Source organism: Ferrimonas sp. SCSIO 43195, from assembly GCF_023716685.1.
Classification (GTDB): domain Bacteria; phylum Pseudomonadota; class Gammaproteobacteria; order Enterobacterales; family Shewanellaceae; genus Ferrimonas; species Ferrimonas kyonanensis.
Map to the genome: position 1 here is coordinate 3,973,964 of NZ_CP072679.1, position 22,522 is coordinate 3,996,485.

The 22,522-nt window shown below is 59.0% G+C and carries 13 protein-coding genes and 1 riboswitch; of the genes, 9 read left to right on the forward strand and 4 right to left on the reverse strand.

The features are described 5' to 3' along the window. Positions 1-87 precede the first annotated feature (87 nt). The 3 genes from J8Z22_RS18320 to rluA all read left to right on the forward strand — a co-directional run bounded on the left by J8Z22_RS18320 (position 88) and on the right by rluA (position 2,836). Positions 88-381 carry an integration host factor subunit alpha gene (locus J8Z22_RS18320; protein WP_028114534.1) on the forward strand — a complete coding sequence of 98 codons (294 nt, stop codon included), beginning with the start codon at positions 88-90 and terminating at the stop codon, positions 379-381. Between the two features lie 196 nt (positions 382-577). Beyond that, entirely contained in the window at positions 578-2,026 is a 1,449-nt protein-coding gene (locus J8Z22_RS18325) for a carbon starvation protein A (protein WP_252007402.1), read from the forward strand. A 150-nt stretch (positions 2,027-2,176) separates the two neighbouring features. Beyond that, on the forward strand, positions 2,177-2,836 hold the full coding sequence (gene rluA / locus J8Z22_RS18330; RefSeq protein WP_252007403.1) for a bifunctional tRNA pseudouridine(32) synthase/23S rRNA pseudouridine(746) synthase RluA: 660 nt from the start codon (positions 2,177-2,179) through the stop codon (positions 2,834-2,836). A 2-nt stretch (positions 2,837-2,838) separates the two neighbouring features. On the opposite strand, the gene asnA is transcribed toward rluA, so the two are convergent. Next, entirely contained in the window at positions 2,839-3,816 is a 978-nt protein-coding gene (asnA, locus tag J8Z22_RS18335) for an aspartate--ammonia ligase (protein WP_028114531.1), read from the reverse strand. 154 nt (positions 3,817-3,970) lie between these two features. On the opposite strand from asnA, the gene asnC reads away from it, so the two are divergent. After that, the gene (gene asnC / locus J8Z22_RS18340; protein ID WP_028114530.1) at positions 3,971-4,432 is read left to right on the forward strand and encodes a transcriptional regulator AsnC; all 462 of its coding nucleotides are present in this window, start codon (positions 3,971-3,973) and stop codon (positions 4,430-4,432) included. Positions 4,433-4,608: 176 nt separating this feature from the next. Further along, a complete protein-coding gene (locus J8Z22_RS22165) occupies positions 4,609-8,541 on the forward strand; it encodes a S8 family serine peptidase (protein ID WP_305881805.1) in 3,933 nt (1,310 codons plus the stop codon). Between the two features lie 81 nt (positions 8,542-8,622). Here the strand turns inward: J8Z22_RS22165 and lysC are convergent, their stop codons facing one another. Next, a complete protein-coding gene (gene lysC, locus J8Z22_RS18355) occupies positions 8,623-9,993 on the reverse strand; it encodes a lysine-sensitive aspartokinase 3 (protein ID WP_252007404.1) in 1,371 nt (456 codons plus the stop codon). Between the two features lie 57 nt (positions 9,994-10,050). Further along, positions 10,051-10,227: riboswitch (Lysine riboswitch) on the reverse strand. A 635-nt stretch (positions 10,228-10,862) separates the two neighbouring features. On the opposite strand from lysC, the gene arcA reads away from it, so the two are divergent. Further along, complete coding sequence (arcA, locus tag J8Z22_RS18360; RefSeq protein WP_028114527.1) at positions 10,863-11,582, forward strand: two-component system response regulator ArcA; 720 nt, start codon at positions 10,863-10,865, stop codon at positions 11,580-11,582. A 53-nt stretch (positions 11,583-11,635) separates the two neighbouring features. On the opposite strand, the gene J8Z22_RS18365 is transcribed toward arcA, so the two are convergent. Continuing rightward, positions 11,636-11,998: an Hpt domain-containing protein gene (locus J8Z22_RS18365; protein ID WP_028114526.1), complete on the reverse strand. Its 363-nt coding sequence runs from the start codon at positions 11,996-11,998 to the stop codon at positions 11,636-11,638. A 269-nt stretch (positions 11,999-12,267) separates the two neighbouring features. Here J8Z22_RS18365 and J8Z22_RS18370 point away from each other — a divergent pair, with 269 nt between their 5' ends. Then, positions 12,268-15,480 carry an SPOR domain-containing protein gene (locus J8Z22_RS18370; protein ID WP_252007405.1) on the forward strand — a complete coding sequence of 1,071 codons (3,213 nt, stop codon included), beginning with the start codon at positions 12,268-12,270 and terminating at the stop codon, positions 15,478-15,480. 274 nt (positions 15,481-15,754) lie between these two features. Beyond that, positions 15,755-16,681: a GTP cyclohydrolase FolE2 gene (folE2, locus tag J8Z22_RS18375; protein ID WP_028114524.1), complete on the forward strand. Its 927-nt coding sequence runs from the start codon at positions 15,755-15,757 to the stop codon at positions 16,679-16,681. A gap of 62 nt (positions 16,682-16,743) precedes the next feature. Here folE2 and J8Z22_RS18380 read toward each other — a convergent pair whose 3' ends face one another. Further along, positions 16,744-17,649 (reverse strand): TIGR01212 family radical SAM protein, encoded by a 906-nt coding sequence (locus J8Z22_RS18380; protein ID WP_252007406.1) that lies wholly within the window; start codon positions 17,647-17,649, stop codon positions 16,744-16,746. 413 nt (positions 17,650-18,062) lie between these two features. Between J8Z22_RS18380 and gltB the strand changes: the two genes are divergently transcribed. Beyond that, on the forward strand, positions 18,063-22,514 hold the full coding sequence (gene gltB, locus J8Z22_RS18385) for a glutamate synthase large subunit (protein WP_028114522.1): 4,452 nt from the start codon (positions 18,063-18,065) through the stop codon (positions 22,512-22,514). Positions 22,515-22,522 lie beyond the last annotated feature (8 nt).

Sequence of the window (22,522 nt, forward strand, 5' to 3'; positions counted from 1 at the left end):
TGATTTATTAAGCACCTTTGCGATCCAGTCACTACACTTATCTTACTTTTACGATGATAAAACTGACTGGCAACTGAGGTGTCTGGTATGTCCCTAACCAAATCCGAGCTGACACAGAATTTGATCACCACGTTAAACCTGTCCACCAACGACGCCAAGAATCTGGTCGACGCCTTTTTCGAAGAGATTCGCCACTCGCTGGAAAACGGGGTAGAAGTGAAACTCAGTGGCTTCGGGGTGTTTCATCTGAGAGACAAAAGTCCGCGTCCGGGCCGTAACCCCAAAACCGGAGAAGAGCACGAAATCTCCGGCCGACGGGTGGTCACCTTCGCCGCCGGTGGCAAACTCAAGGGACGAGTCGCCACCCTCAAACCAGAGTAATCCCCAGGGCCGCTTCCCGGGACGGATCTGGCCCTTGAACTCGATCACAGTTTCATTACAACTCGGCAAAGCCGATTTCCGGTCAGCGGCGATATCGACCGCTTACCTGCTCAGATGACCGCTGACCCAATCCAATCACATTCGAGAAACCCAATTCATTAAAATGGTCCCACACTCATTAGAGGGGATGATTGAGATGACTTGGTTCTTACTTGCAGTAGGCCTGCTATTCGGCGGCTACTTTATCTACGGGGCGTTTGTGGAAAAGGTGTTTGGCATTAACACCGCTCGCAAAACCCCTGCACTGACCCAAACCGACGGCGTCGACTATGTACCGATGTCGGAAAAGAAGGTTTACCTGATTCAACTGCTGAACATCGCCGGTGTCGGCCCGATCTTCGGCCCGATCCTCGGTGCCATGTACGGCCCCGCCGCCATGGTGTGGATCGTCATCGGCTGTGTGTTTGCCGGCGCGGTCCACGACTATTTCTCCGGCATGTTGTCGGTCCGCAACGGTGGTGCCTCGGTGCCCAACCTGGCCGGCCGCTACCTGGGTAAGAACGCCAAGCACTTCATGAACATCTTCGCCATCATTCTGCTGGTGTTGGTGGGTGTGGTGTTCGTATCTGCCCCAGCCGGCCTGATCGTGAAGCTCAGCGGCTGGGACAAGACCATGCTGCTGGCCATCATCTTCGGTTACTACCTGATCGCCACCCTGGTTCCGGTGGACAAGATCATCGGTCGACTCTACCCGCTGTTCGGTGCCCTGCTGGTGTTCATGTCTGTGGGCCTGACCGTGGCACTGATGTTCTCTTCCGAGCACAGCATGCTGCCCGGCGTTACCGCCACCGACATGCTGACCAACCTGAACCCTGCCGACAAGCCGCTGTGGCCTGCGCTGTTCATTACCATCGCCTGTGGCGCCATCTCCGGCTTCCACGCCACTCAGTCACCGCTGATGGCCCGCTGCATGGAAAATGAAAAGAACGGCCGCTTCGTGTTCTACGGTGCCATGATTGGCGAAGGCGTTATCGCCCTGATCTGGTGTGCTCTGGCCCTGTCGTTCTTCAACGGCGTCGAAGGCCTGCAAGCGGCCCTGGCCGACGGCGGTCCATCCAACGTGGTGTTTGAAGCCTCTACCGGTCTGTTGGGTGCCCTGGGTGGCGTGCTGGCTATCCTGGGTGTGGTGGTCCTGCCTATCACCTCCGGCGACACCGCCTTCCGCTCTGCCCGTCTGATTCTGGCCGAGTTCTTCAAGCTGCCTCAGGCACAACTGCCTAAGCGACTGATGATTGCCATTCCTCTGTTCGCCATTGGTGCCATCCTGACTCAGGTGGACTTCGGTGTTATCTGGCGCTACTTCGGCTTTGCCAACCAGACCACTGCGGTGATGATGCTGTGGACCGCGGCCGCCTACCTGGCCCGTGCCGACCGTCTGCACTGGATCTGCACCATTCCGGCCACCTTTATGACCACCGTGGTGATCACCTTTATCCTCAACAACGCCACCCTGGGATTCGGCCTGTCCATGACCGTCTCCACGGCGGCCGGCGTGGTTGCTGCCCTGGTCATTGCCGCCCTGGTGGTCAATGTCATTGGCAAGAAGCCGCTGCCTGCGGACATCGAAACTCTGGAATCCGCGTAATCACCAGCGGATAACCTATCGACATCAGGGCCCTACGGGGCCCTTTTTTGATCCCGCCCCAGTCGCCACTGGCATCCCGGCGCCATCCCCCTTGCCTGACGATGCACAACTGGGTATGGTGAGCGCCCGCAAAGGCAACGAGCACCGACGATGGCTGTACTGGACTACCACCCCCCAACCGATCCCTTCCTTGTCATCCTGCATCAGGATCACGACATTGTGGTGGTCGACAAGCCCAGTGGCCTGCTGTCTGTGCCGGGCCGCGATCCGGCCCACAAAGACAGCGTCTACACCCGGGTGCTGAGCCGCTTCGCCGACGCCCATGTGGTGCATCGACTGGATATGGCCACCTCAGGGGTGATGGTACTGGCGCTGAACAAGGCGGCGGAGCGGGAGCTTAACCGTCAATTTCGCGAGCGAGAGACCGGCAAAACCTATTACGCCCGTGTCTGGGGTCATCCCGATGAGGAGTGCGGTGAAGTGGATCTGCCACTGATCTGTGACTGGCCGAACCGGCCGATGCAGAAGGTGTGTCATGAACAAGGTAAGCCGTCACAGACCCGCTACCGGGTACTGAGTCGCGACCATGACAGCAGCCTGATGGAGCTGACCCCCATTACCGGTCGTTCCCATCAACTGCGGGTGCACATGCTGGCCCTGGGCCACGTGATTGTCGGCGACGGCCTCTATGCCCAAGGCCCGGCCCTGGCGGCGGCGGAGCGACTGCTGCTGCACGCCCACAGCCTGAGCTTTCAGCACCCGGTCACCGGCGCCACCATGACGGTTGAAGCGCCGATGCCCTTTGCCTGAGGTTACAGGTGGCTTGGGCACTCCTGCTGCCAAACCCCACACTGTACCTGGCCGATGTGGCTCAGGCCCAACATGAACATCGTCAGTCGAGACTGACCAATGCCGCCGCCGATGGTTTGTGGCAGCTCACCGCCCAGCAACTGCTGGTGCCAGGGCTGCTGCAGTTGCTGCGACTGGCCGGCCATCTGCATCTGACGGGTCAGCGCCTCGGCATCGACCCGAATCCCCATTGACGACAGCTCAAACGCGTCCTCCAAAATCGGGTTCCATACCAGAATGTCGCCGTTCAGGCCCTGACCAAACTCCGACAGCGTCGACCAGTCGTCGTAGTCCGGCGCCCGGCAATCGTGGGGCTGGCCGTCACCGAGATCACCACCGATCCCCATCAGGAACACCGCGCCGTGTTCACGACAGATTTGCTTCTCACGCTCTTTGGCAGACAGGTCCGGGTAGGCTTCACGCAGTGCCTCGGAATGGATAAAGGTGATGGATTCCGGCAGCGACGCCGGCAGGTCGTAACGCGCCGCAACCGCCTGTTCGGTGGCTTTGAGGGCGGCGTAGATCAACTCGACCCGCCGCTGCAGCCCCACCGCACTGCGCTCATCCGCTGACAACACCTGCTCCCAGTCCCACTGATCCACATACACCGAGTGTTTCGGCCCCAGGGTGTCTTCGTCCGGACGCAGCGCCTTCATCTGCGCCAGTACCCCTTCACCGGCATCGAAGCCAAACCGGCCCAGCATGGCACGCTTCCACTTCGCCAGCGAATGCACCACCTCAAACGAGCGCTCCGGCAATGCCTTAACCCGCACTTGTACCGCCTTTTCATGGCCGGACAGGCCGTCCTGAAGGCCACTGCCCACCTCGGACAGCAGCGGCGCCTGCACCTCCAGCAGATTGAGGCGTTGGCACAGCTCCTGGCTAAAGGTGTCTTTCACAAACCGAATCTGTTGCTGTGCTTCAATAAAACCGCGCTTCATTTGATAATTCCTCAATCCAAAATCGTTCTGGTAGAGGATTTTTCAATAAAACCGACCAACAATTCAATATTCACCAACAAATAAAGCTGATACCATTTTGATTCGACAATTTTATTGCCGATTTCTGGCGAATCATCAATGAGGCGACCATAAAGTGACCGAAGACTACCGAATCGATAATCTGGATAAAACCATCCTCACCGCCCTGCAGGCCGATGCCCGTACCCCCTACGCCGAACTGGCCAAACGCAACGGCGTCAGTCCGGGCACCGTCCATGTGCGCATCGAAAAAATGAAGCAGGCGGGCATCATCACCTCCGCCCAGGTAATGGTCGACCCAAAAAAACTCGGCTACCAGGTATGCTGCTTTATCGGCATCAACCTCAAAACCGCCGGAGACTACCCGGACGTACTGAAGCAGCTTCAAGCCTTGCCGGAAGTGGTTGAGGCCTACTACACCACTGGCCACTACAGCATCTTCACCAAAATTCTCACCCGCAATATCGATGCCCTGCACCATCTGCTGGTTCATCAAATTCAGTCCATCGAGCAAATTCAGTCAACTGAAACGCTGTTATCCCTGCAACAACCGATACATCGCCAGATAAATCCATGAAAGAAAGCATTATTCACCAGCTTTGCCGGGGCGGGAAGATGAATACCCCTCACTCTGCGGTGGCGGTTAAGTTAATGTCGTGTTAAAACGTCGTGACGTCACTGGTACAGTGGCTAGAACAAACTGCAGGAAGCAGTCGCAGTTTGAACAACAGCGTAATTCAGGGATTAAGAATAATGAAAACACGTATCGCCCTAGCGGTGAGCAGCTTGCTGATGGCAAGCCCGGCTCTTACCGCGGCTGACTTGTCAGCCAAAGGCATTCAACTCGAGACTCAAGGTACCCAATATCAGGCCCCCGCAGTGCGTGAATACAACCAGGACACCACTCCCCGGTTCCTGGTGAAACTGCAAGATGCGCCCATCGCAGCCTATCAGGGCGGTGTCAAAGGATTTGCCTCCACTCAGGCAGCCCGCACTGCCGACAACAAACTGAATTTTGCCAGCAGCCAGGTGCAGAGCTACGCCAGCCACCTGAAGCAGCAACGCCAGAGCTTTGCCAACCGTGCCGCCGGCATCGGGGCTAAGGTCGAAACCCAATTTGATACTCTGTTCAACGGCGTCAGCGTTGCCGGTAAAGGCCTGACCAAAGAGCAGCTGCAGGCCTTACCCGGCGTCGCAGCGGTGTATGAACACGCCCTGTATCATGTGCAGATGGACGCCTCTCGTCCTCTGATCCACGTGCCGGAAGCCTGGGAACTGGTGGGTGGCATGGCCGAAGCCGGTAAAGGCATCAAGGTCGCCATCATCGATTCCGGTATCCGTCCCGAGCACCCGATGTTCTCCGGAGAAGGCTTTACTGCCCCTGACAGCGCCACGCTGCCGGACGACGATTACTGTGCCAGCGTCGACGAGAGCTTCTGTAACAACAAGCTGATCGTCGCCCGTTACTCCACGCCAACCTTTGCGGTTGCCCCGGATGAGCACCTGAGCCCGCTGGGTTACGGCGGTCACGGTACCCACGTTGCCGGTACTGCGGTAGGTAACTCCATCATGGCCACCTACAACGGCATTGAGAGCGAAATCTCAGGTGTGGCGCCAGGTGCCTACCTGATGTCCTACAAAGCCCTGTACGCTCCGGCCGACGACATCCATGGCGGCTCCGGCTCCAACATCATGTTGCTGGAAGCACTGGAGATGGCCGTGAAAGACGGCGCCGACGTCATCAACAACTCCTGGGGCGGCAGCGCCGGTGCCGATCCGGCCTTCAGCCCTTACGTTGACGCCTTTACCAACGCCGAAGCCGCTGGCGTGGTGATCGCCACCTCCGCCGGTAACTCCGGTTCTGGTGCCCAAACTGTCGGTTGCCCAGGCTGTATTGAAGCCGGTATTACCGTCGCCAACACCACTCACGGACGCTTCTTCGCCAAACCGGTTGCCATTGGCAGCCTCAGCGATTTGGTGGCCATCGAAGGCACCGGCCAGGCTCGCCTGGAAGATCTGGACGCGGACCTGACCGCGCCTGCCGCCGCCGCCATGGACGTCGACGCCGACAACTTTGAAGGGTGCGCACCGTTCGCCGCCGACAGCTTCAAAGGCAAAATCGCCGTCATCAGCCGTGGCGCGTGCGCCTTTGCCGACAAAGCCACCAACGCCGCCGATGCCGGTGCCACCGGTATGGTGGTCTACAACAACCGAGCCGGTCAGCCCATCACCATGTCCATGGACAGTGGCACCATCCCTTCGGTGATGATTGATCAGGCCGACGGCGCCAAGGTACTGGCCGAGATCACCGCCGCCGGCGAGGCCGGTGTCGATTTGACCATCGGTATGACTACCTCTGCGCTGACCAACATGATGTACGCCGACAACGTGGCTGCCACCTCTTCTCGGGGTCCAAACGGTGATGCCAGCTTCCTGAAGCCGGATCTGGCCGCCCCAGGCACCGACATCCTGTCCGCCTGGTCCAAAGACGACCCAGGCAGCGACGGCGCCACCTTTGCCGCCATCAGTGGCACCTCCATGGCCAGCCCACACGTTGCCGGCGCCGCCGCGCTGATGAAGCAGGCGCACCCGGAATGGTCTGCCATCGACATCAAGACGGCCCTGACCTCCTCCACCGAGGACAGCGGTCTGAAGAAAGAGGACGCCGACACGCCGGCAGATGCCTTTGATGTGGGCGCCGGTCGAATGGAAGTGGCCGATGCCATCTCCGCCACGGTGACCTTCGACAAAGCCTCACTGGTAAGCCCGGCTTGCCTGAAAGAGTGCAGCTTCGAGCTGACCGTCAATGATAAGCGCGATGCCTCTGACACCTCTGAAAAGAGCTACGCCTTCACCGGCATGCTGGAAGGGGCCGACATCAGCTTCGACCAGGACAGCCTGTCTCTGGCCGGTGGCGCCTCTGGCAAAGTGATGATCACCGTCGACAGCATGATGCTGGCCTCGGACGACTGGCACTTTGGTCAGGTTCAGGTCAATGGCGACCAGGCCCACTTGCCGTTGGTGGTGTATGCCAACAGCGCCAGTGGAAACAACATCGCCGTCGCAGCCACCTCCACCACCGTGGACCAGGCCGTAGAAGTGAGCACTCACTACGAGAACCAGGGCTTTGACGCCGATGACTTTGTCACCGTCCGTGCCTCGATCCCGGCTGGCACCAAGATGGTCGCCGGTTCCGCCAAGGTTGACACCAACGAAGCCACTCAAACCGGTTTCGACGTCAACGAAGACAATGGTACCGTTGCCTGGACCGGTCGTCTCAAGGAAAGCAGCGCCGAACTGAATCACACCACTGGCAGCTTTGGCTATGGCCTGAAAGCCAATGGCGTGGCTCCAGGTTGTGATAACGACGGCTGTGATGAAGTGGCCATCAGCCTGAACCTGGCGGCCGTCGGCCTGCCTGGCTTCAAGTACCTGGGCCAGGAGTACACCTCCATCACCATGTCCGACAACGGTATGGCCATTGCCGGCGGTGGTTCCACCAGCGGCACCTGGAACAACCGTGAACTGCCGGACAGCGCTCAGCCTAACAACATCCTGGCGCCATTCTGGACCGACATGGATCTGAACGATGGCACCGTCGGCGACAGCGGTGGCGGTAACATGTACTTCAGCATTGTCGGTGACGGCACCAACGACTGGCTGGTACTGGAGTGGGCCGACGCTCAGGTCTATAACGACAACTCCGGCAACAGCTATACCTTCCAGATCTGGCTGCAGCTGGGTGACACCGAAGGCGTGCACTTCGAGTACGCCAAGGTGGACGCTCTGCCTGCAAACCTGACTGTGGGTATCGAGGACATCTCCGGCTCCAAGGGCGTAACCCTGTACCACAACGGTACTGGTGACGCCGTCGCCGCCGGTGACCTGATTGAAGTATTCGGCAACCCTGCCGGTTCCGTTGACTTCGCCTTTGACCTGATGGTCACCGACCCGGATGCGGCGATGGACGACGCCATTACTGTCGACGAAGACAGCAGCGTTGACTTCAGCGTGACCGACAACGACAGCATCAGCAGCACTAAGGTACTGAATCTGACCGCCAGTGCCGGTGGCCTGGTTCAGGAAGCGATCCACCAGTTCCAGGTGGCCAGCTCCTCTGACCTTAAAGCGACGGTGACTGAACAGCCTGAGAACGGCACGGTCACCATGAAGGAAGACGGCAGCTTCAGCTACGCGCCGAACGCCGACTTTGTCGGTGCCGACAGCTTCAGCTACAGCCTGATGGATGGTGATACTGCTTCTGGCGAAGCGTCAGTAGCCATCACCGTCGAAAACGTTAACGATGCGCCGACCATTACCGCCTCGAATACCGTCAGCGGTGCAGAAGGCTCAGCCTTCAGCGTGGCCCTGTCCGAGTTCGCTACCGACATCGATGGCGATACCCTGACCTGGACCGTCACCCAGACCGGTGGTACCGACGTCGAGTTCACCGTTACCGGCCAGGTGCTGTCCATGACCCTGCCAGCCGATGCCTCCGGCAGCGCGCTGACCTTCGCCATCGCCGCCAGCGATGCTGAAGAGACCACCGACAACGCCCAGTTGACGGTTAACATCACCGACGCTCCTGTAGTGAGCACCGGTGGGTCTTCCGACTCCAGTAGCCTGGGCTTCCTGGCTCTGGCCCTGTCCGGTCTGGCCTTCGCCCGTCGCCGCAAGGCGGCCTAAGGCCCACGCCTGACCTGAAAAAGGGGAGCCTGATGGCTCCCCTTTCTTTTGCCGTGAACCGTCGTGGCGGTTCCGCTTCCCTTATTCCGTCAATAACTGCCGATGCAGACGCTGCACAATACTCTCCGCCTCATCGCCATCCACCAGAAAGCAGAGGTTGTGGGCACTGGCGCCCTGGCAGAACATCCGCACATTGCTGTCTTGCATCGCTTCCAGCACTCGAATGCCAATGCCTGAGGTCTTGGCGATGTGGTTGCCAATCACCGCCACCAACGCCAGATCCTGCTCCACTTCGACCCGGCACAGCGGCGCCAACTCGTCCAGCAACGCCTGCGACACCAACGCCCGGCCGCTGGAATCGGACCCGGTTTGATCCAACGTCAAGGCCACCGATACCTCAGAGGTGGTGATCAAGTCCACCGAGATACGATGACGGGCCAGCACCGCAAACAGCTCGGCCAAGAACCCCTGAGCGTGCAACATATTGAGGCTGTGGGCGGTCAACAGCGTCTGCCGCCTTCTCAGGCTCAATGCTCGAAACACCGGCTGCGAGCCGCACTCAGATCGAATCCAGGTGCCACCTTTCTGTGGCGCATAGGTGCTGCCGACGAACACCTGGCAGCCGCCGCGAACCGCCGGCAGGATGGTTGCCGGGTGGAGGATTTTAGAACCAAAGGTGGCCATCTCCGCCGCCTCATTGAAGCTCAACTCGGCAATGGGATGGGCGTCGGCGACCACCCGCGGATCACAGCTGTAGATGCCATCGACGTCGGTCCAGATCGCCAGCACCCGCGCCCGCAACGATTGCGCCAGCAGCGCCGCGCTGTAGTCGGATCCGCCCCGGCCCAGGGTGGTGACCCGCCCCTGTTGGTCGGCACCGATAAAGCCCTGGGTCACCACCACCTGAGTGGCAAGCTGCGGCAACAGGTGCTGTTCGCACAGGCTTTCCAACTGCGCCAATTGCGGCGACGCCCGGCCAAAATGGTCGTCAGTCCGCATCACCTGGCAGGCATCGAAGTTTACCGCCGCAATGCCACGCTGATTCAACAATTCGGTCAACAACAGGGTCGAGCAGCGCTCCCCCAGCGACAGCAACTGATCCGCCAGCGCCGGCTCACCGTCACCGGCGGCGATGCGACCGCTGAGGCTGGCCATCAACGCCAGCAGGGCATCCAGTTCGGCCGCCACCTGGCTGCGATTTTCAAGCCGGTCCAACATGGCGTATTCAATGGCGGCGATGTCGTGCAGCAGCGCCTGGCGGCGCGCCAGATCAGTCTGGCCTGCCGATAACTCCACCAACCGGTTGGTGACACCGGCGGCGGCGCTGACCACCACCAGCCTGACCTTGGGGTCCGCCTCAATGATGTCGACGCAGCGATTGATGGCCTCAAAGTTGGCCACGGAGGTGCCGCCAAACTTGGCGACCGTAAGAGATGTGTTTTGATTATTCATGACTTCGAACCTTCAATTGCGTTCGAAGAGTCTGGTACGACAACACGCGGGGCGTCAGCGACCAGAAGCTCTCCACCATAGTGTCAGGTGACAGCCATGGGGATTCAGCCCCATTGACCGAGGAGCTGGCGATCGAACGCATCCCTCCTCTCGGCGCAACTCCCCCTGATTCCGGGTCGTTGAGGTTCGATCCTCTCGCCGGAACTGCCTGGGTCGCGCTCCTCTTCTGGCCCCGAGAATCAACCGGTCAGTAAAAAAAATGACCAATCTGATGCATAAGGGGTGCGAATACTAAACCTTAGTGTCGATTTGTTGTCAAACCATTGAGTTTTTTTCGAGCTGTACGGGTTATGAACAGATAGCCCATCAGTATGGACCCAAGTAACCACCGCCCCGCAAATCGGGATGAACCTGAATCCTGTACCAAAACCACGCTTCTGATGCCTGAACCAATCGGGGCCGGAGTGCCAAGGCCGATGTCAGGTCACAGGCTAGAAAAAAGTAAGGGGTTGGTATAAATCTCAGTTATTCCGTTAACAGGGTAAAATTCGTCTATTATTACAGACACCTTTCGGCGAGAAGCTTACAGGTTGAAACAAAAACCACCCGTGAAATTCACAAAATGTGACCCAATCGACAGAAATCGGATTCTGTTAACATTTGCGGCTAACATTTAATCCTTTTTACGGTATTTTTAGGGCTTCTAACGAAACAGTACGAATCCTACTTCGTCCTGGCACCCCCAATGCTAGCGCATCGGGCTTACATACGCCGAAAAGGAATTTGCATAGGCATTATGTCTGGGTTATGGGGCTCTGCCCCTAGTCAGGCGGTTGGTTTGAAATGGCGAGCGCTTTAGGTAGCTGATCATGCAAAATCCACATATCCTTATCGTCGAGGACGAAGCCGTCACTCGAAACACCCTGAAAAGCATCTTTGAAGCTGAAGGGTACCTGGTCTCTGAAGCCGTTGATGGCGACGAGATGCACGATGTTCTCAAGGCTCACAAAGTGAACCTGGTGATCATGGACATCAACCTGCCAGGTAAAAATGGCCTGTTGCTGGCCCGCGAACTTCGCGAAAACAACAACATTGCACTCATGTTCCTCACCGGACGTGACAACGAAGTGGACAAGATCCTGGGCTTGGAAATTGGCGCGGATGATTACATCACCAAACCATTCAACCCTCGTGAACTGACCATTCGTGCCCGTAACCTGTTGAATCGAATTGTCAGCACCAATAAGCAATCCGATGAGAAGCCTCAGGTTGAGCACTATCTGTTTAACGGATGGTCTCTGGAGATCAACAGCCGTTCGCTGGTTAGCCCAAGTGGCGAACCGTTCAAGCTGCCTCGCAGTGAGTTCCGCGCGATGCTGCACTTTGTTGAGAACCCGGGTAAAATTTTGTCCCGTGCCGATTTGCTGATGAAGATGACGGGCCGTGAGCTGAAGCCTCATGACCGGACTGTCGACGTAACCATTCGTCGCATCCGCAAGCACTTCGAAAGCCACCCGGAGACTCCGGAAATCATCGCCACCATTCACGGCGAAGGTTACCGCTTCTGTGGTCAGCTGGACGGTCTGTAAGACGTTCGGCCCACAAAAAAAGCCGCTGATGCGGCTTTTTTTGTGGCTTCGGCTCAGGCCCGAGCGCTGAGGTATGCCTTCAAATTGGCAATGTCTTCCTCAAGATGGCTCTCAATCTCCTGATACCATTGACCGTGCTCAGCCTGCCATTGTGGCTCATCACCACACTGCAACTGTTGCGACAACATCTGAATCCGTTTTAATCCCACCGAGCCAGCCGCACCTTTCAGCTTGTGCGCTTCACTGCATAACAGAGGCTTGTCACTGCACTGCATAGCCGCGGCCATGGTCTGCAGGTACTCCGGTGCCATCTGCTCAAACATCACCACACTTTTAAGCAACGTTGCTGCCCCAATGGCACTGCAATAGGCATCCAGGGTTTGTAGATCCAACGAAGCGGTATTTGCACTCGTCATGCTCAGACTCCATTACTGACTACTATTTTGCCAATGCAGGTTATCACAGGTTATTGGTTTGTTCAGACAAAAATGTCTATTCCTCATGCCAGATGTGGCGAAAAAATGCTATTATCTACGCCCATTTATAGCCAGTCGTTGTGATTTCAATGCGAGTTGTTACCCTAGCCTTATCAGGGTTACTGAGTTGTTGTGTTTTCAGTGCCAATTCATCTGAAATTGTTTTACCTAAACAACAGCTTAAACCTTTCACTCTGAACGCTCAGGGTGTGCAGTTAACGGATCAACTTGCCGTCTATCAGTATCAGCAAAAACTACTGCTGCCGCTGCAGGGACTGGCCACGTCTTTGGGCATCGACGTTCAGGTCGATCCCCATGCCTTAATCGCATCCGGTTGGATTCAGGGAGAAAATGCCAACCTGATGCTGGACCTGAATAAAGATCAGGCGCGCAGAGGCTTTAATCAAATTGCCGTTGACCCAGCCATGATCTGGGGACGGGACAATGTGGATATTTACCTTGAGCCGCAGTTCATTCAAAAATTGCTGCCAATCAACCTAAACATCCACACTTTGGGTCAAAAGGTGAACGTCAGCGCCAGCGTACCTCTGCCGGCGGTGCAGCAATCCGTGACCCTGAATCAGGTCACCAATGATCCCGAGGATCGCCGCGAGATCACCGCCACCAGCTTCGACCCGATTCACCCCCATGATTACCAGCCCTACAACAAGCCAGTGGTCTACCTGCAGGGAGACGCCGCCATTGCCGGCGAGGACTACCTGACCGAAGACTACCACCTCAACATGCTGGCCACCGGTGACCTGGGCTACCACAGCTATGAATTCAGCTACGACCGCAGCCAGGGCCAGGACGACAACTACCGTCTGCGGTTGTCGCGGGACTATGGCGATCTCGACGAACGCCTGCCGTTCCAGTTGGGTGGCTATCAGGTGGGAGACGTCAGCTACTACGGCGACAACCTGGTCAACGGCCGCATCGAGGGCCAGGGGGTGGTGTTCGGCAACCAGAGCGACATCAACTCCGACCGTTTCGGCCGTACCGTTATCGAAGGCAACGCCCCGGCGGGCTGGAAGGTGCACCTGTACCGCAACGGCGCCCTGGTGCGCATCGCCAGTGCCAGCGACGACAACCGCTACCGTTTCCGGGATATTCCGGTGGTGGAAGGCTCCAACCTGTTCGAGATCCACCTGTTTGGCCCCAACGGCGAATACATGGTGCGCCGCAAAACCGTTCAAAGCGGTGGCCTGAGACTGGGTCAGGGGCAGCTGGGCTACTCCGGCTTCTACATCGACCAGACCAGCAACCTGTTTACCCACAAAGATCAGGATGAACTGGCGGACCTGGACCTGCGCCGGGCCTACAGCGGCCGGGCCCAGTACGGCTTGACGGATCAGATCACCATCGGCGCCAGCTACAGTCAGCAAACGGTGCAGAACTGGGGCCGACTGGAAGATCGCACCTACTATGGCGCCGACGTCACCGCCTACTGGTGGGACAGCACCTGGTTTGTGGAGGTCTCCTCGCAACAGGACGCCGGTAACGCCTTCTCACTTGGCTGGCAGAAACTGATCGGTACCGACCACAGCCTGCGCATCACCCATGAGAATTACCAGGATTACCAGTCCAGCCGTACCGACGATCTGCTGCCGGGCCTGTTCGACGACAACGGCAAAACCTCCAGCACCCGGGCCGAGATCGAAGGCAGCTTCCATCAGGCCGGCGGTTGGCAGTATCAGTTGGGCGCGGCCTACCGCACTCTGGACAACGGTGACGACTCCACCCTGCTGGACTCGCGGTTGTCAACTCAGTTGGGCAACGTCGCCCTGACCAACTACCTGGCCTACGACACCTCCTTCAAAGACAGCAGTCAGCGAATGCTGGGGCGGCTGATGTTTGACACCCCGATGCTGGACTGGAACGTCTCTGGCTACATGGACTACCAAACCGGCGAGGGGATCGGCGATCTCACCACCCTGCTGCGTTGGCGCCCGTGGCGTGGGGTCAACAACCAGACCGAGCTGTTCTACCGGGATCCCCTCGACAGCAAGAGCCGCTTTGGGCTGGGTCATCAGGTCTCCCTGACTTATGACTGGTTCACCCTTGGCCTTCGAGGCAATGTGGATACCCGTGGCGACTGGCAGGTCAGTGCCACCAGCGCCATCGCCCTCAACTATCAAGACTCCCGCATGCGCGGCAGCGACTACCGGCCACAACTGGCCGACATCAATGTGCGCCTGTTTGTCGACAGCAACAACAACGGTCGCTTCGACGCCAGCGATCAGCCGATTCGCGGCGTCACCCTGCTGACCTCCCCCAGCGTCCCGCACCAGGCCAGTAATGATACCGGTGAAGTGCGCCTGACCCAGGTGGCCTCCAACACCCTGTACCGCATCGCCCTGGGTCCGGAAACCCTGCCGGAGCAGATGGTGCTGCGGGACGGCCCGGTGGAAGTGATGCCCATGACCGGTAAGCACGTCACCGTGGATCTGCCCCTGGTGGCGCTGACAGACATCAAAGGACAGGTGGTCAAAGACCACGATGGCCAGCCTCTGGCCGGCGTTCATATGGTCCTCAAGGATCTGCACCAACAGCCGCTGGCCAACCTGACCACCGGCCCACAAGGCGAGTTTCAGTTCAACGCCATGAAGCCCGGCTACTACCTGTTGCAGCCGGACGTCGGCCAGTTGGGAAGCCTCGGCGCCCTGGCGGAAGAGCCGGTGTTCCCGGTCGCCATCTCCGGCAAGAAGATCCGTTTTCAGCAGCAGGATCTGCGCATCAAGTATCAGGAGCAGCCAGCGGTGGTGGACGTCACCAGTCAGGTGGCCGCCCCTCAAGCAACCCCGACCCGAAAACTCGACAGCCTGCCGGCTCTGGAGCAAGGGGTGATGCGGATGGAGTCTCAGGATTACACCATCCAACTGGCCGCCAACCGCAACAAGTTTGATTTGAATGCGCTGCGAGCCCGTTACCCGGACCAGTCCCTGGAGCAAGTTACGGTATTGCGCGACGGCCGCCCCATGCACCTGCTGATCGCCGGCCAGTTCCCCAGCCAACGCTCGGCCCAATATGGCCTGCGTGACGTGCCCAAGGAGTTTGCCAATGACCTGCCTCTGGTGAAGCCGGTAGGCGGTCTTCAGTACCAGCACCGGGCCTATCTGGAGTGGGACAAAAAGCGTAAACCGCAACCGGACCGCGGCGATGATCGCAACTCTGACTGGCTCAGTCAGCAAAATCCGGCCCACTTTACCTGGCAACTGGCCGCCACCAAGGACAAGGCCAATGCCGAAAAAGTCATTGCTCACTTGAAATTGGGCACCGACGCCCACATTCATCTGCACAAGGGATGGTATCAGGTGCTGTGGGGCAGCTTTGCCGACAAACCACAGGCCCAACGGGCGTTAGGCGCATTGCCAAAGGCCCCACAAAACCCATGGTTGCGCAGCGTCGCCTCGGTGCGATAGATTCTGTTCCTTCCTGATTAGAGCCCGGCGGTCGCCGGGCGCTAATGGCGCCTGTGGGCGCATCGTTCCATAACCGGTATCAATGACGGTGGCTTTATAAGCAAACGTCATGGCCCTGCTCGTCACCCAGTGTCGTCTTCGCCGCACAATACCGCATTTTCGTTTGCCGTAATCGAGTTTGACGGCAAAGTTTTTGACGGCGAAATCGCCGCCACATGTTACAATCGCTGCCCTTAAGCAGTTAAGGGTTAGATAATTGACGGAGTCTGTGTCCATGGCGACAACAATGCCCGATGTTGCTAGCAGTGCCAAAGCCCAGATCGGGGGAACTCTGGACTGGGTCGGAATGAGCAACATTGAATTACCACTGACAGTGACAGCCGATGACGGTCAGTCACGGGCGGTAACCGCAAAGGTAGAAGCCTTTGTGAACCTTCCCAATCCCCAGGCCAAGGGGATTCACATGTCGCGCCTGTATCTGGCACTGGATCAGCTGTCCCTGAACGGCGAGCTGAACCTGGCCAGCATGAAAGCCTTGCTGGATAACTTTATCTCCAGCCACGAGGCCCTGTCAGACCGCGCTCGAATTAAGATCAGTTTCGATTACCACCTGCGTCGCCCTTCATTGCTGTCTGACAACAGCGGTTGGCGTGCGTACCCGGTGACTCTGGTCGGCAGCCTCAACCAGGGCGCGTTGACCCTGGAGATGAATGTGGATGTGTCCTACTCCTCCACCTGCCCCTGCTCCGCCGCGCTGGCACGGCAGCTGATCCAAGAGTCGTTCAACCGTGACTTCGGGGATAAGCAGAGCCTGTCCGCCGAGGAGATTCACCAGTGGCTGGGCACCACCCAGGGTGTGGTGGCGACGCCGCACAGCCAACGCAGCGTTGCCGAGGTCTGGGTAAAACTGGACAACGAACTGACCGAGTTGCCCATCGTGAAACTGGTCGACCGCATCGAATCGGCCCTGGCCACCCCGGTCCAGGCTGCCGTGAAGCGAGAAGACGAGCAGGAGTTTGCCCGTCTCAACGGACAGAACCTGATGTTCGTCGAAGACGCCGCCCGTCGTTTGAAGATGGCGCTGAACGATACCAGTGACTTCTTCGATTTCTGGTTGCGAGTCAACCACCTGGAAAGTCTGCACGCCCACGATGCGGTGTCGGTGACTTGCAAAGGGGTCGAAAACGGCTACCAGCCGTAACGGCGCACGCGCATTAAAAAGGCCGGGCAAATGCCCGGCCTTTTTTGTGTATTGGCATCGGATTACGCCAACGCCGACCCCTGGCCACCATCGCGCTTCAGGCGTTCGATGATGCCATTCAGCGCCAGCCACTTGTCGCCACACCACGAAGGTGCAATCAACTCGGGCGGTTTGGCGTAGGCACTGACCCGATGAAACACCACCTCTTTCGGGGTGCGTCGAATCATCGCGGCGGCGGTATCCATGTAGGTGTCGGCGTCCATCAGCGACAGCCGCCCAGCCTGGTATTGCTTAGCCATGATGCTGTTCTGCACCACATGCAGCGGGTGCAGCTTGATGCCGTCCACCCCAAGGGCCAATACCTGGTCCAGGGTCTCGAACGCCTGCTCCGGCCCTTCACCAGGCAACCCCATGATCAGATGGGTGCACACTTTCAATCCCAGATTGCGAGCCCGCAGCACCGTATCCCGGTACTCGGCAAAGCCATGGCCACGGTTGATCCGTTTCAGAGTTTCATCATTGGCCGACTGCAGCCCCAGCTCCAGCCAGACTTCCATTCCCTGCTGTTGGTACTCCAGCAACAGCGACAGCACCTCGTCGGGTACGCAGTCCGGTCGGGTTCCCACACACAGGCCGATGATGTCGGAGACGTTCACCGCCTCCTGATAGCGCTGCTTAAGCACTCGGTACTCGTCGTAGGTGGAGGTGTAAGCCTGAAAATAGGCCATGTAGCGCTTCTCCACTCCCCGGTGCAGTTTGCCCTGCGCCAACTGCTCCGCCACGCTTTTATGACTGCCAAATTCGCGACTGAACGAAGAGACATTACAAAAGGTGCAGCCCCCTCGCCCCAGAGAGCCATCCCGGTTCGGGCAGGTAAAGCTGGCATCGATAGTCAGTTTGTGGATCTTCTGACCGTATCGGGCCTTCATGTAGTTGCCCAACGTATGAACGTATTGGTCCAGTCCCATGCGGACTCCCGGTGACGAAAAAACGCGCCATTTTACTGGAGTCGCCGCCGCCGAGGTGAGAACTGGATCACAGCCCGATTCATTATTCCGAATGATTATTCACTTATAAGTGAACGAGCTTTCGGGCCGGGATCACAAAACACGCTAAAAAATGCAGTAGTTAAAACCGAACCACTCTGTTAGAGAACCGACAATCACCCCAAGCTCACACTAATTCGATTAACAAAACAGAATGTTTCACATTTCAGAACAAAATATGCAGTCGATACAGGTTGTGAATGATTCCATTCTCGAGCAACTTAGACCGTGATGGGGCCGATTGACCTTTGCACTAACCCTAGGTACTTTGAGTAGTTCGCCTGCATAATTATGTGAAGTACGCAAAGAAGTTTGCACGAAGCGGAGGAGAGGGAATGTCGTTGTACCAGCCGAATTTTGAGCGCGAAAATTGTGGCTTCGGGCTCATCGCCCATATGGATGGCGAGCCCAGCCACCGCATTGTCCGTACGGCCATTCAGGCCCTGGACCGGCTTAAGCACCGGGGTGCCGTTGGCGCCGACGGCAAAACCGGGGACGGATGCGGCCTGTTAATGAAGAAGCCGGATGGTTTCTTCCGCCACCTGGCCGAGGAGCAGGGTTGGCGCTTATCCAATAAGTATGCCGTGGGCATGCTGATGATGAGCAAGGATCCGGTCCGCACCCAACACAGCCGTGCCATCATCGAGCAGGAACTGGCCAGGGAGACCCTGTCGGTCCTCGGCTGGCGAGACGTTCCGGTGAATGAATCCGTGCTTGGCAGCATTGCCGCTGGCACCGTGCCCGCCTTCCAGCAGATCTTCATCAATGCCCCGGCCGGCTGGCGCTCACGGGATCTGGAGCGGCGCCTGTACATGGCCCGCCGCCGCATCGAAAAGCAGCTCAGTGACGACCCCGATTTTTACATCGCCAGCCTCTCTGGCCAGGTGGTGGTCTACAAGGGACTGATGTTGCCGGTGGATCTGCCCAACGTCTTCCCGGATCTGGCGGATCTGCGCATGCAGAGTGCCATCTGTCTGTTCCACCAGCGCTTCTCTACCAATACCCAACCCCGTTGGCAGCTGGCTCAGCCGTTCCGCTTCCTGGCCCACAACGGCGAGATCAACACCATCGCCGGTAACCGCCAATGGGCCCGCGCTCGCGCCTATAAATTCTCGTCGCCGTTGCTGCCGGATCTTCACGATGCGGCGCCGTTTGTCAACGAAACCGGCTCCGACTCCTCCAGCCTCGACAACATGTTGGAGGTGCTGCTGGCTGGCGGCATGGACATCAAGCGCGCCATGCGGCTGCTGATCCCGCCAGCGTGGCAGTCCAACCCGGAGATGGACGACGAGTTGAAGGCGTTTTATGACTTCAACTCCATGCACATGGAGCCCTGGGACGGCCCCGCCGGCGTGGTGCTGACCAACGGCCGCCATGCCGCCTGCGCCGTCGACCGCAACGGCCTGCGTCCGTCTCGTTATGTGATCACCAAGGACCGAATTCTGACTCTGGCCTCGGAAGTGGGGATCTGGGACTACCAGCCCGACGAAGTGGTGGAAAAGGGCCGGGTAGGCCCGGGCGAGCTGCTGGTGCTGGACACCTTCAGCGGCAGCCTGATGCGTTCGTTTGAGATCGATCAGGACCTGAAGCAACGCCATCCCTATGGCGAGTGGATGAAAGTGAACTCCAAGCGACTGATCCCGCCAGAGAAGCTGGGGGCCGACGCCCTTGGCTGCGGCGATCTGTCCGCCCAACAGCTGAGCCAGTATCAGAAGCAGTTCAACCTCTCCCGCGAGGAGCTGCAACAGATTCTGTGGCCGCTGGCCGCCGGTGCTCAGGAAGCCATCGGCTCCATGGGGGATGACACCCCAATTGCGGTGCTGTCCCAGCAGGCACGCCACATCTGCGACTACTTCCGCCAGCAGTTTGCCCAGGTGACCAACCCGGCCATCGATCCGTTGCGGGAAAAGCACGTCATGAGCCTGGCCACCTGCATCGGCAAAGAGCAGAACCTGTTCAATGAAACCACCGGCCACGCCAACCGGGTGATGTTCGACTCACCGGTGCTGCTGTACTCCGACTTCTCTCAGTTGATGGCATTGGATAACGACCACTACCGGTCGGTCACCCTGGATCTCAACTACCCCCAGGAAGAGGGCTTGAAAACCGCCATCTGCCGCCTGTGTACCGAAGCGGAAACCGCCGCCCGGGACGGTGCCACCATGGTGGTGCTGAGTGACCGTAATCTGCAGCCACACACCCTGCCGGTGCCCGCCGCCATGGCCGTGGGTGCCATTCAGAAGCGGTTGGTAGACACCAACCTGCGCTGCGACACCAACATCCTGGTGGAAACCGGCTCGGCCCGCGATCCGCATCACTTTGCGGTGCTGCTGGGCTTTGGCGCTACCGCCATCTACCCCTACCTGGCCTACGAGTCCATCGATGCGCTGGCTCGCCAGCAAGGCGACACCAGTGAGCTGCGGCAGTTGTTGCTGGGCTATCGCGCCGGCATAAACAAAGGCCTGCAGAAGATTCTCTCCAAGATGGGGATCAGCACCATCGCCAGCTACCGCTGCAGCCGCCTGTTTGAAGCGGTCGGCCTGAGCGACGAGCTGGTTGATCTGTGTTTCCACGGCGTCACCAGCCGCATTCAGGGCGCCGACTTCGCCGACATCGAAGCGGATCAGCTGACCCTGCACCGGTCCGCCTTTAAGCTGCGCCAGCCGCTGCCTCATGGCGGGCTGCTCAAGTACGTCCACGGCGGTGAGTACCACTGTTTCAACCCGGACGTAGTCCAGGCACTGCAGCAAGCCGTCAACAGCGGTAAACAGTCCGATTACGACCGCTATTGCCAGTTGGTGGACACCCGCCCGGTGGCCACCCTGAGGGATCTGCTGACCCTGAACCCACCGGAAACCGGCGTCGACCTGACTCGGGTCGAAGGGGCTGAGCAGCTGTACTGGCGCTTCGACACCGCCGCCATGAGCATCGGCGCCCTGGCTCCGGAAGCCCATGAGGCGTTGGCAATTGCCATGAATCGCCTCGGCGGCCACTCCAACTCCGGAGAGGGCGGTGAAGACCCCCGCCGTTTCAACAGCCCGGGCAACTCCCGCATCAAGCAGGTCGCGTCGGGTCGCTTCGGCGTCACCGCCGCCTACCTGATGAGCGCCGACGTCATTCAGATCAAAGTGGCCCAGGGAGCCAAGCCCGGTGAAGGGGGCCAACTGCCCGGCAATAAGGTCAGCACCGAAATCGCCACCCTGCGCTACTCCCGTCCCGGCGTCACCCTGATCTCGCCGCCGCCGCACCACGACATCTATTCCATCGAGGATCTGGCTCAGCTGATTTTCGATCTGAAGCAGATCAACCCGGCGGCCCGCATCTCGGTCAAACTGGTGTCGGAGCCCGGCATCGGCACCATCGCCTGCGGCGTGGCCAAGGCCAATGCCGACATGATCACCGTCTCCGGCTACGACGGCGGCACCGGCGCCAGCCCCCTGACCTCCATCCATTACGCCGGCAGCCCGTGGGAACTGGGTCTGGCCGAGGTGCAGCAGGCACTGGTCAACAACGGCCTGCGCCACAAGGTGCGCCTGCAAGTGGATGGCGGCCTGAAAACCGGCCTGGATGTGGTCAAGGCGGCATTGCTGGGCGCCGAAAGCTTCGGCTTCGGCACCGCGCCGATGGTAGCCTTGGGTTGCAAGTATCTGCGTATTTGCCACCTCAATAACTGCGCCACCGGGGTCGCCACCCAGCGCCAGGATCTGCGCGACAACCATTACAACGGCACCCCGGAGAAAGTGATCAACTTCTTCCAGTTTGTCGCCGAAGACCTGCGGGCCCACATGGCGGCGCTAGGCGTCACCGAGTTTAACCAGCTGATTGGCCGCACCGACTTGCTGACCCAGTTGCCCGGTGAAAGCGACCGTCAGGGCCGACTGGACCTGACGCCGGTACTGGCCTCCGCCCCGGCGGGCGACCATACCGCTCTGTTCTGCACCGAGCGTAACTTGCCGGACGATAAGGGGCTGAAGAACCAGCAACTGCTGGGACTGGCCAAGCAATCGGTGGACAACAAACTGGCCGCCAGCTGGCAGCTGGACGTTCAGAACACCGATCGCAGTGTCGGTGCCTCTCTGGCGGGTTACATCGCCGCCAAATGGGGCAATCAGGGGCTGCAAGGTGCGCCACTGGACATCCGTCTTTCCGGTTCCGCCGGTCAGAGTTTTGGCGTCTGGAACGTCGCCGGCATGAACATGACCCTGTCCGGCGATGCCAATGACTACGTCGGCAAAGGCATGACCGGCGGCCAGCTGGTGATCACGCCCCCGCCCGGCGTGGCCTACCGCAGTCACAAGTCGGCCATCATCGGCAATACCTGCCTGTACGGTGCCACCGGCGGCAAACTGTTCGCCGCCGGTACCGCCGGCGAGCGCTTTGCGGTGCGTAACTCCGGCGCCGTGGCGGTCATCGAAGGCTGTGGCGACAACGGCTGTGAATACATGACCGGCGGCGTGGTCATGGTACTGGGTCGCACCGGGGTCAACTTCGGTGCCGGCATGACCGGCGGCTTCGCCTACATCTTCGATCAACGCAATGCCCTCGAGCGTCGCCTCAATACCGAACTGGTGGAATCCCTGCCCGTGGTTGAGCCCATGGTGCAGTTGCACCTGAAACGACTGCTGGAGGAGCACCTGGACACCACCGGTTCCGAGCGGGCCCGGGAGATCCTCGAGGACTTCACCAATTGGTTGCCGAAGTTCCGCATCGTCAAACCCAAAGCCAGCCAACTCGGTGAGTTGATGGCGTTGGAGCAGAGTCAGCAACTTCAGGTCAAGGCCAGCTAAGGAGAGAA

What these genes read in the sequence shown, in the direction of transcription:
- J8Z22_RS18320 (WP_028114534.1), top strand. Translation starts at nt 88, where the DNA reads ATGTCCCTAACCAAATCCGAGCTGACACAGAATTTGATCACCACGTTA.
- J8Z22_RS18325 (WP_252007402.1), top strand. Translation starts at nt 578, where the DNA reads ATGACTTGGTTCTTACTTGCAGTAGGCCTGCTATTCGGCGGCTACTTT.
- rluA (WP_252007403.1), top strand. Translation starts at nt 2,177, where the DNA reads ATGGCTGTACTGGACTACCACCCCCCAACCGATCCCTTCCTTGTCATC.
- asnA (WP_028114531.1), bottom strand. Translation starts at nt 3,816, where the DNA reads ATGAAGCGCGGTTTTATTGAAGCACAGCAACAGATTCGGTTTGTGAAA.
- J8Z22_RS22165 (WP_305881805.1), top strand. Translation starts at nt 4,609, where the DNA reads ATGAAAACACGTATCGCCCTAGCGGTGAGCAGCTTGCTGATGGCAAGC.
- lysC (WP_252007404.1), bottom strand. Translation starts at nt 9,993, where the DNA reads ATGAATAATCAAAACACATCTCTTACGGTCGCCAAGTTTGGCGGCACC.
- arcA (WP_028114527.1), top strand. Translation starts at nt 10,863, where the DNA reads ATGCAAAATCCACATATCCTTATCGTCGAGGACGAAGCCGTCACTCGA.
- J8Z22_RS18365 (WP_028114526.1), bottom strand. Translation starts at nt 11,998, where the DNA reads ATGACGAGTGCAAATACCGCTTCGTTGGATCTACAAACCCTGGATGCC.
- folE2 (WP_028114524.1), top strand. Translation starts at nt 15,755, where the DNA reads ATGGCGACAACAATGCCCGATGTTGCTAGCAGTGCCAAAGCCCAGATC.
- J8Z22_RS18380 (WP_252007406.1), bottom strand. Translation starts at nt 17,649, where the DNA reads ATGGGACTGGACCAATACGTTCATACGTTGGGCAACTACATGAAGGCC.
- gltB (WP_028114522.1), top strand. Translation starts at nt 18,063, where the DNA reads ATGTCGTTGTACCAGCCGAATTTTGAGCGCGAAAATTGTGGCTTCGGG.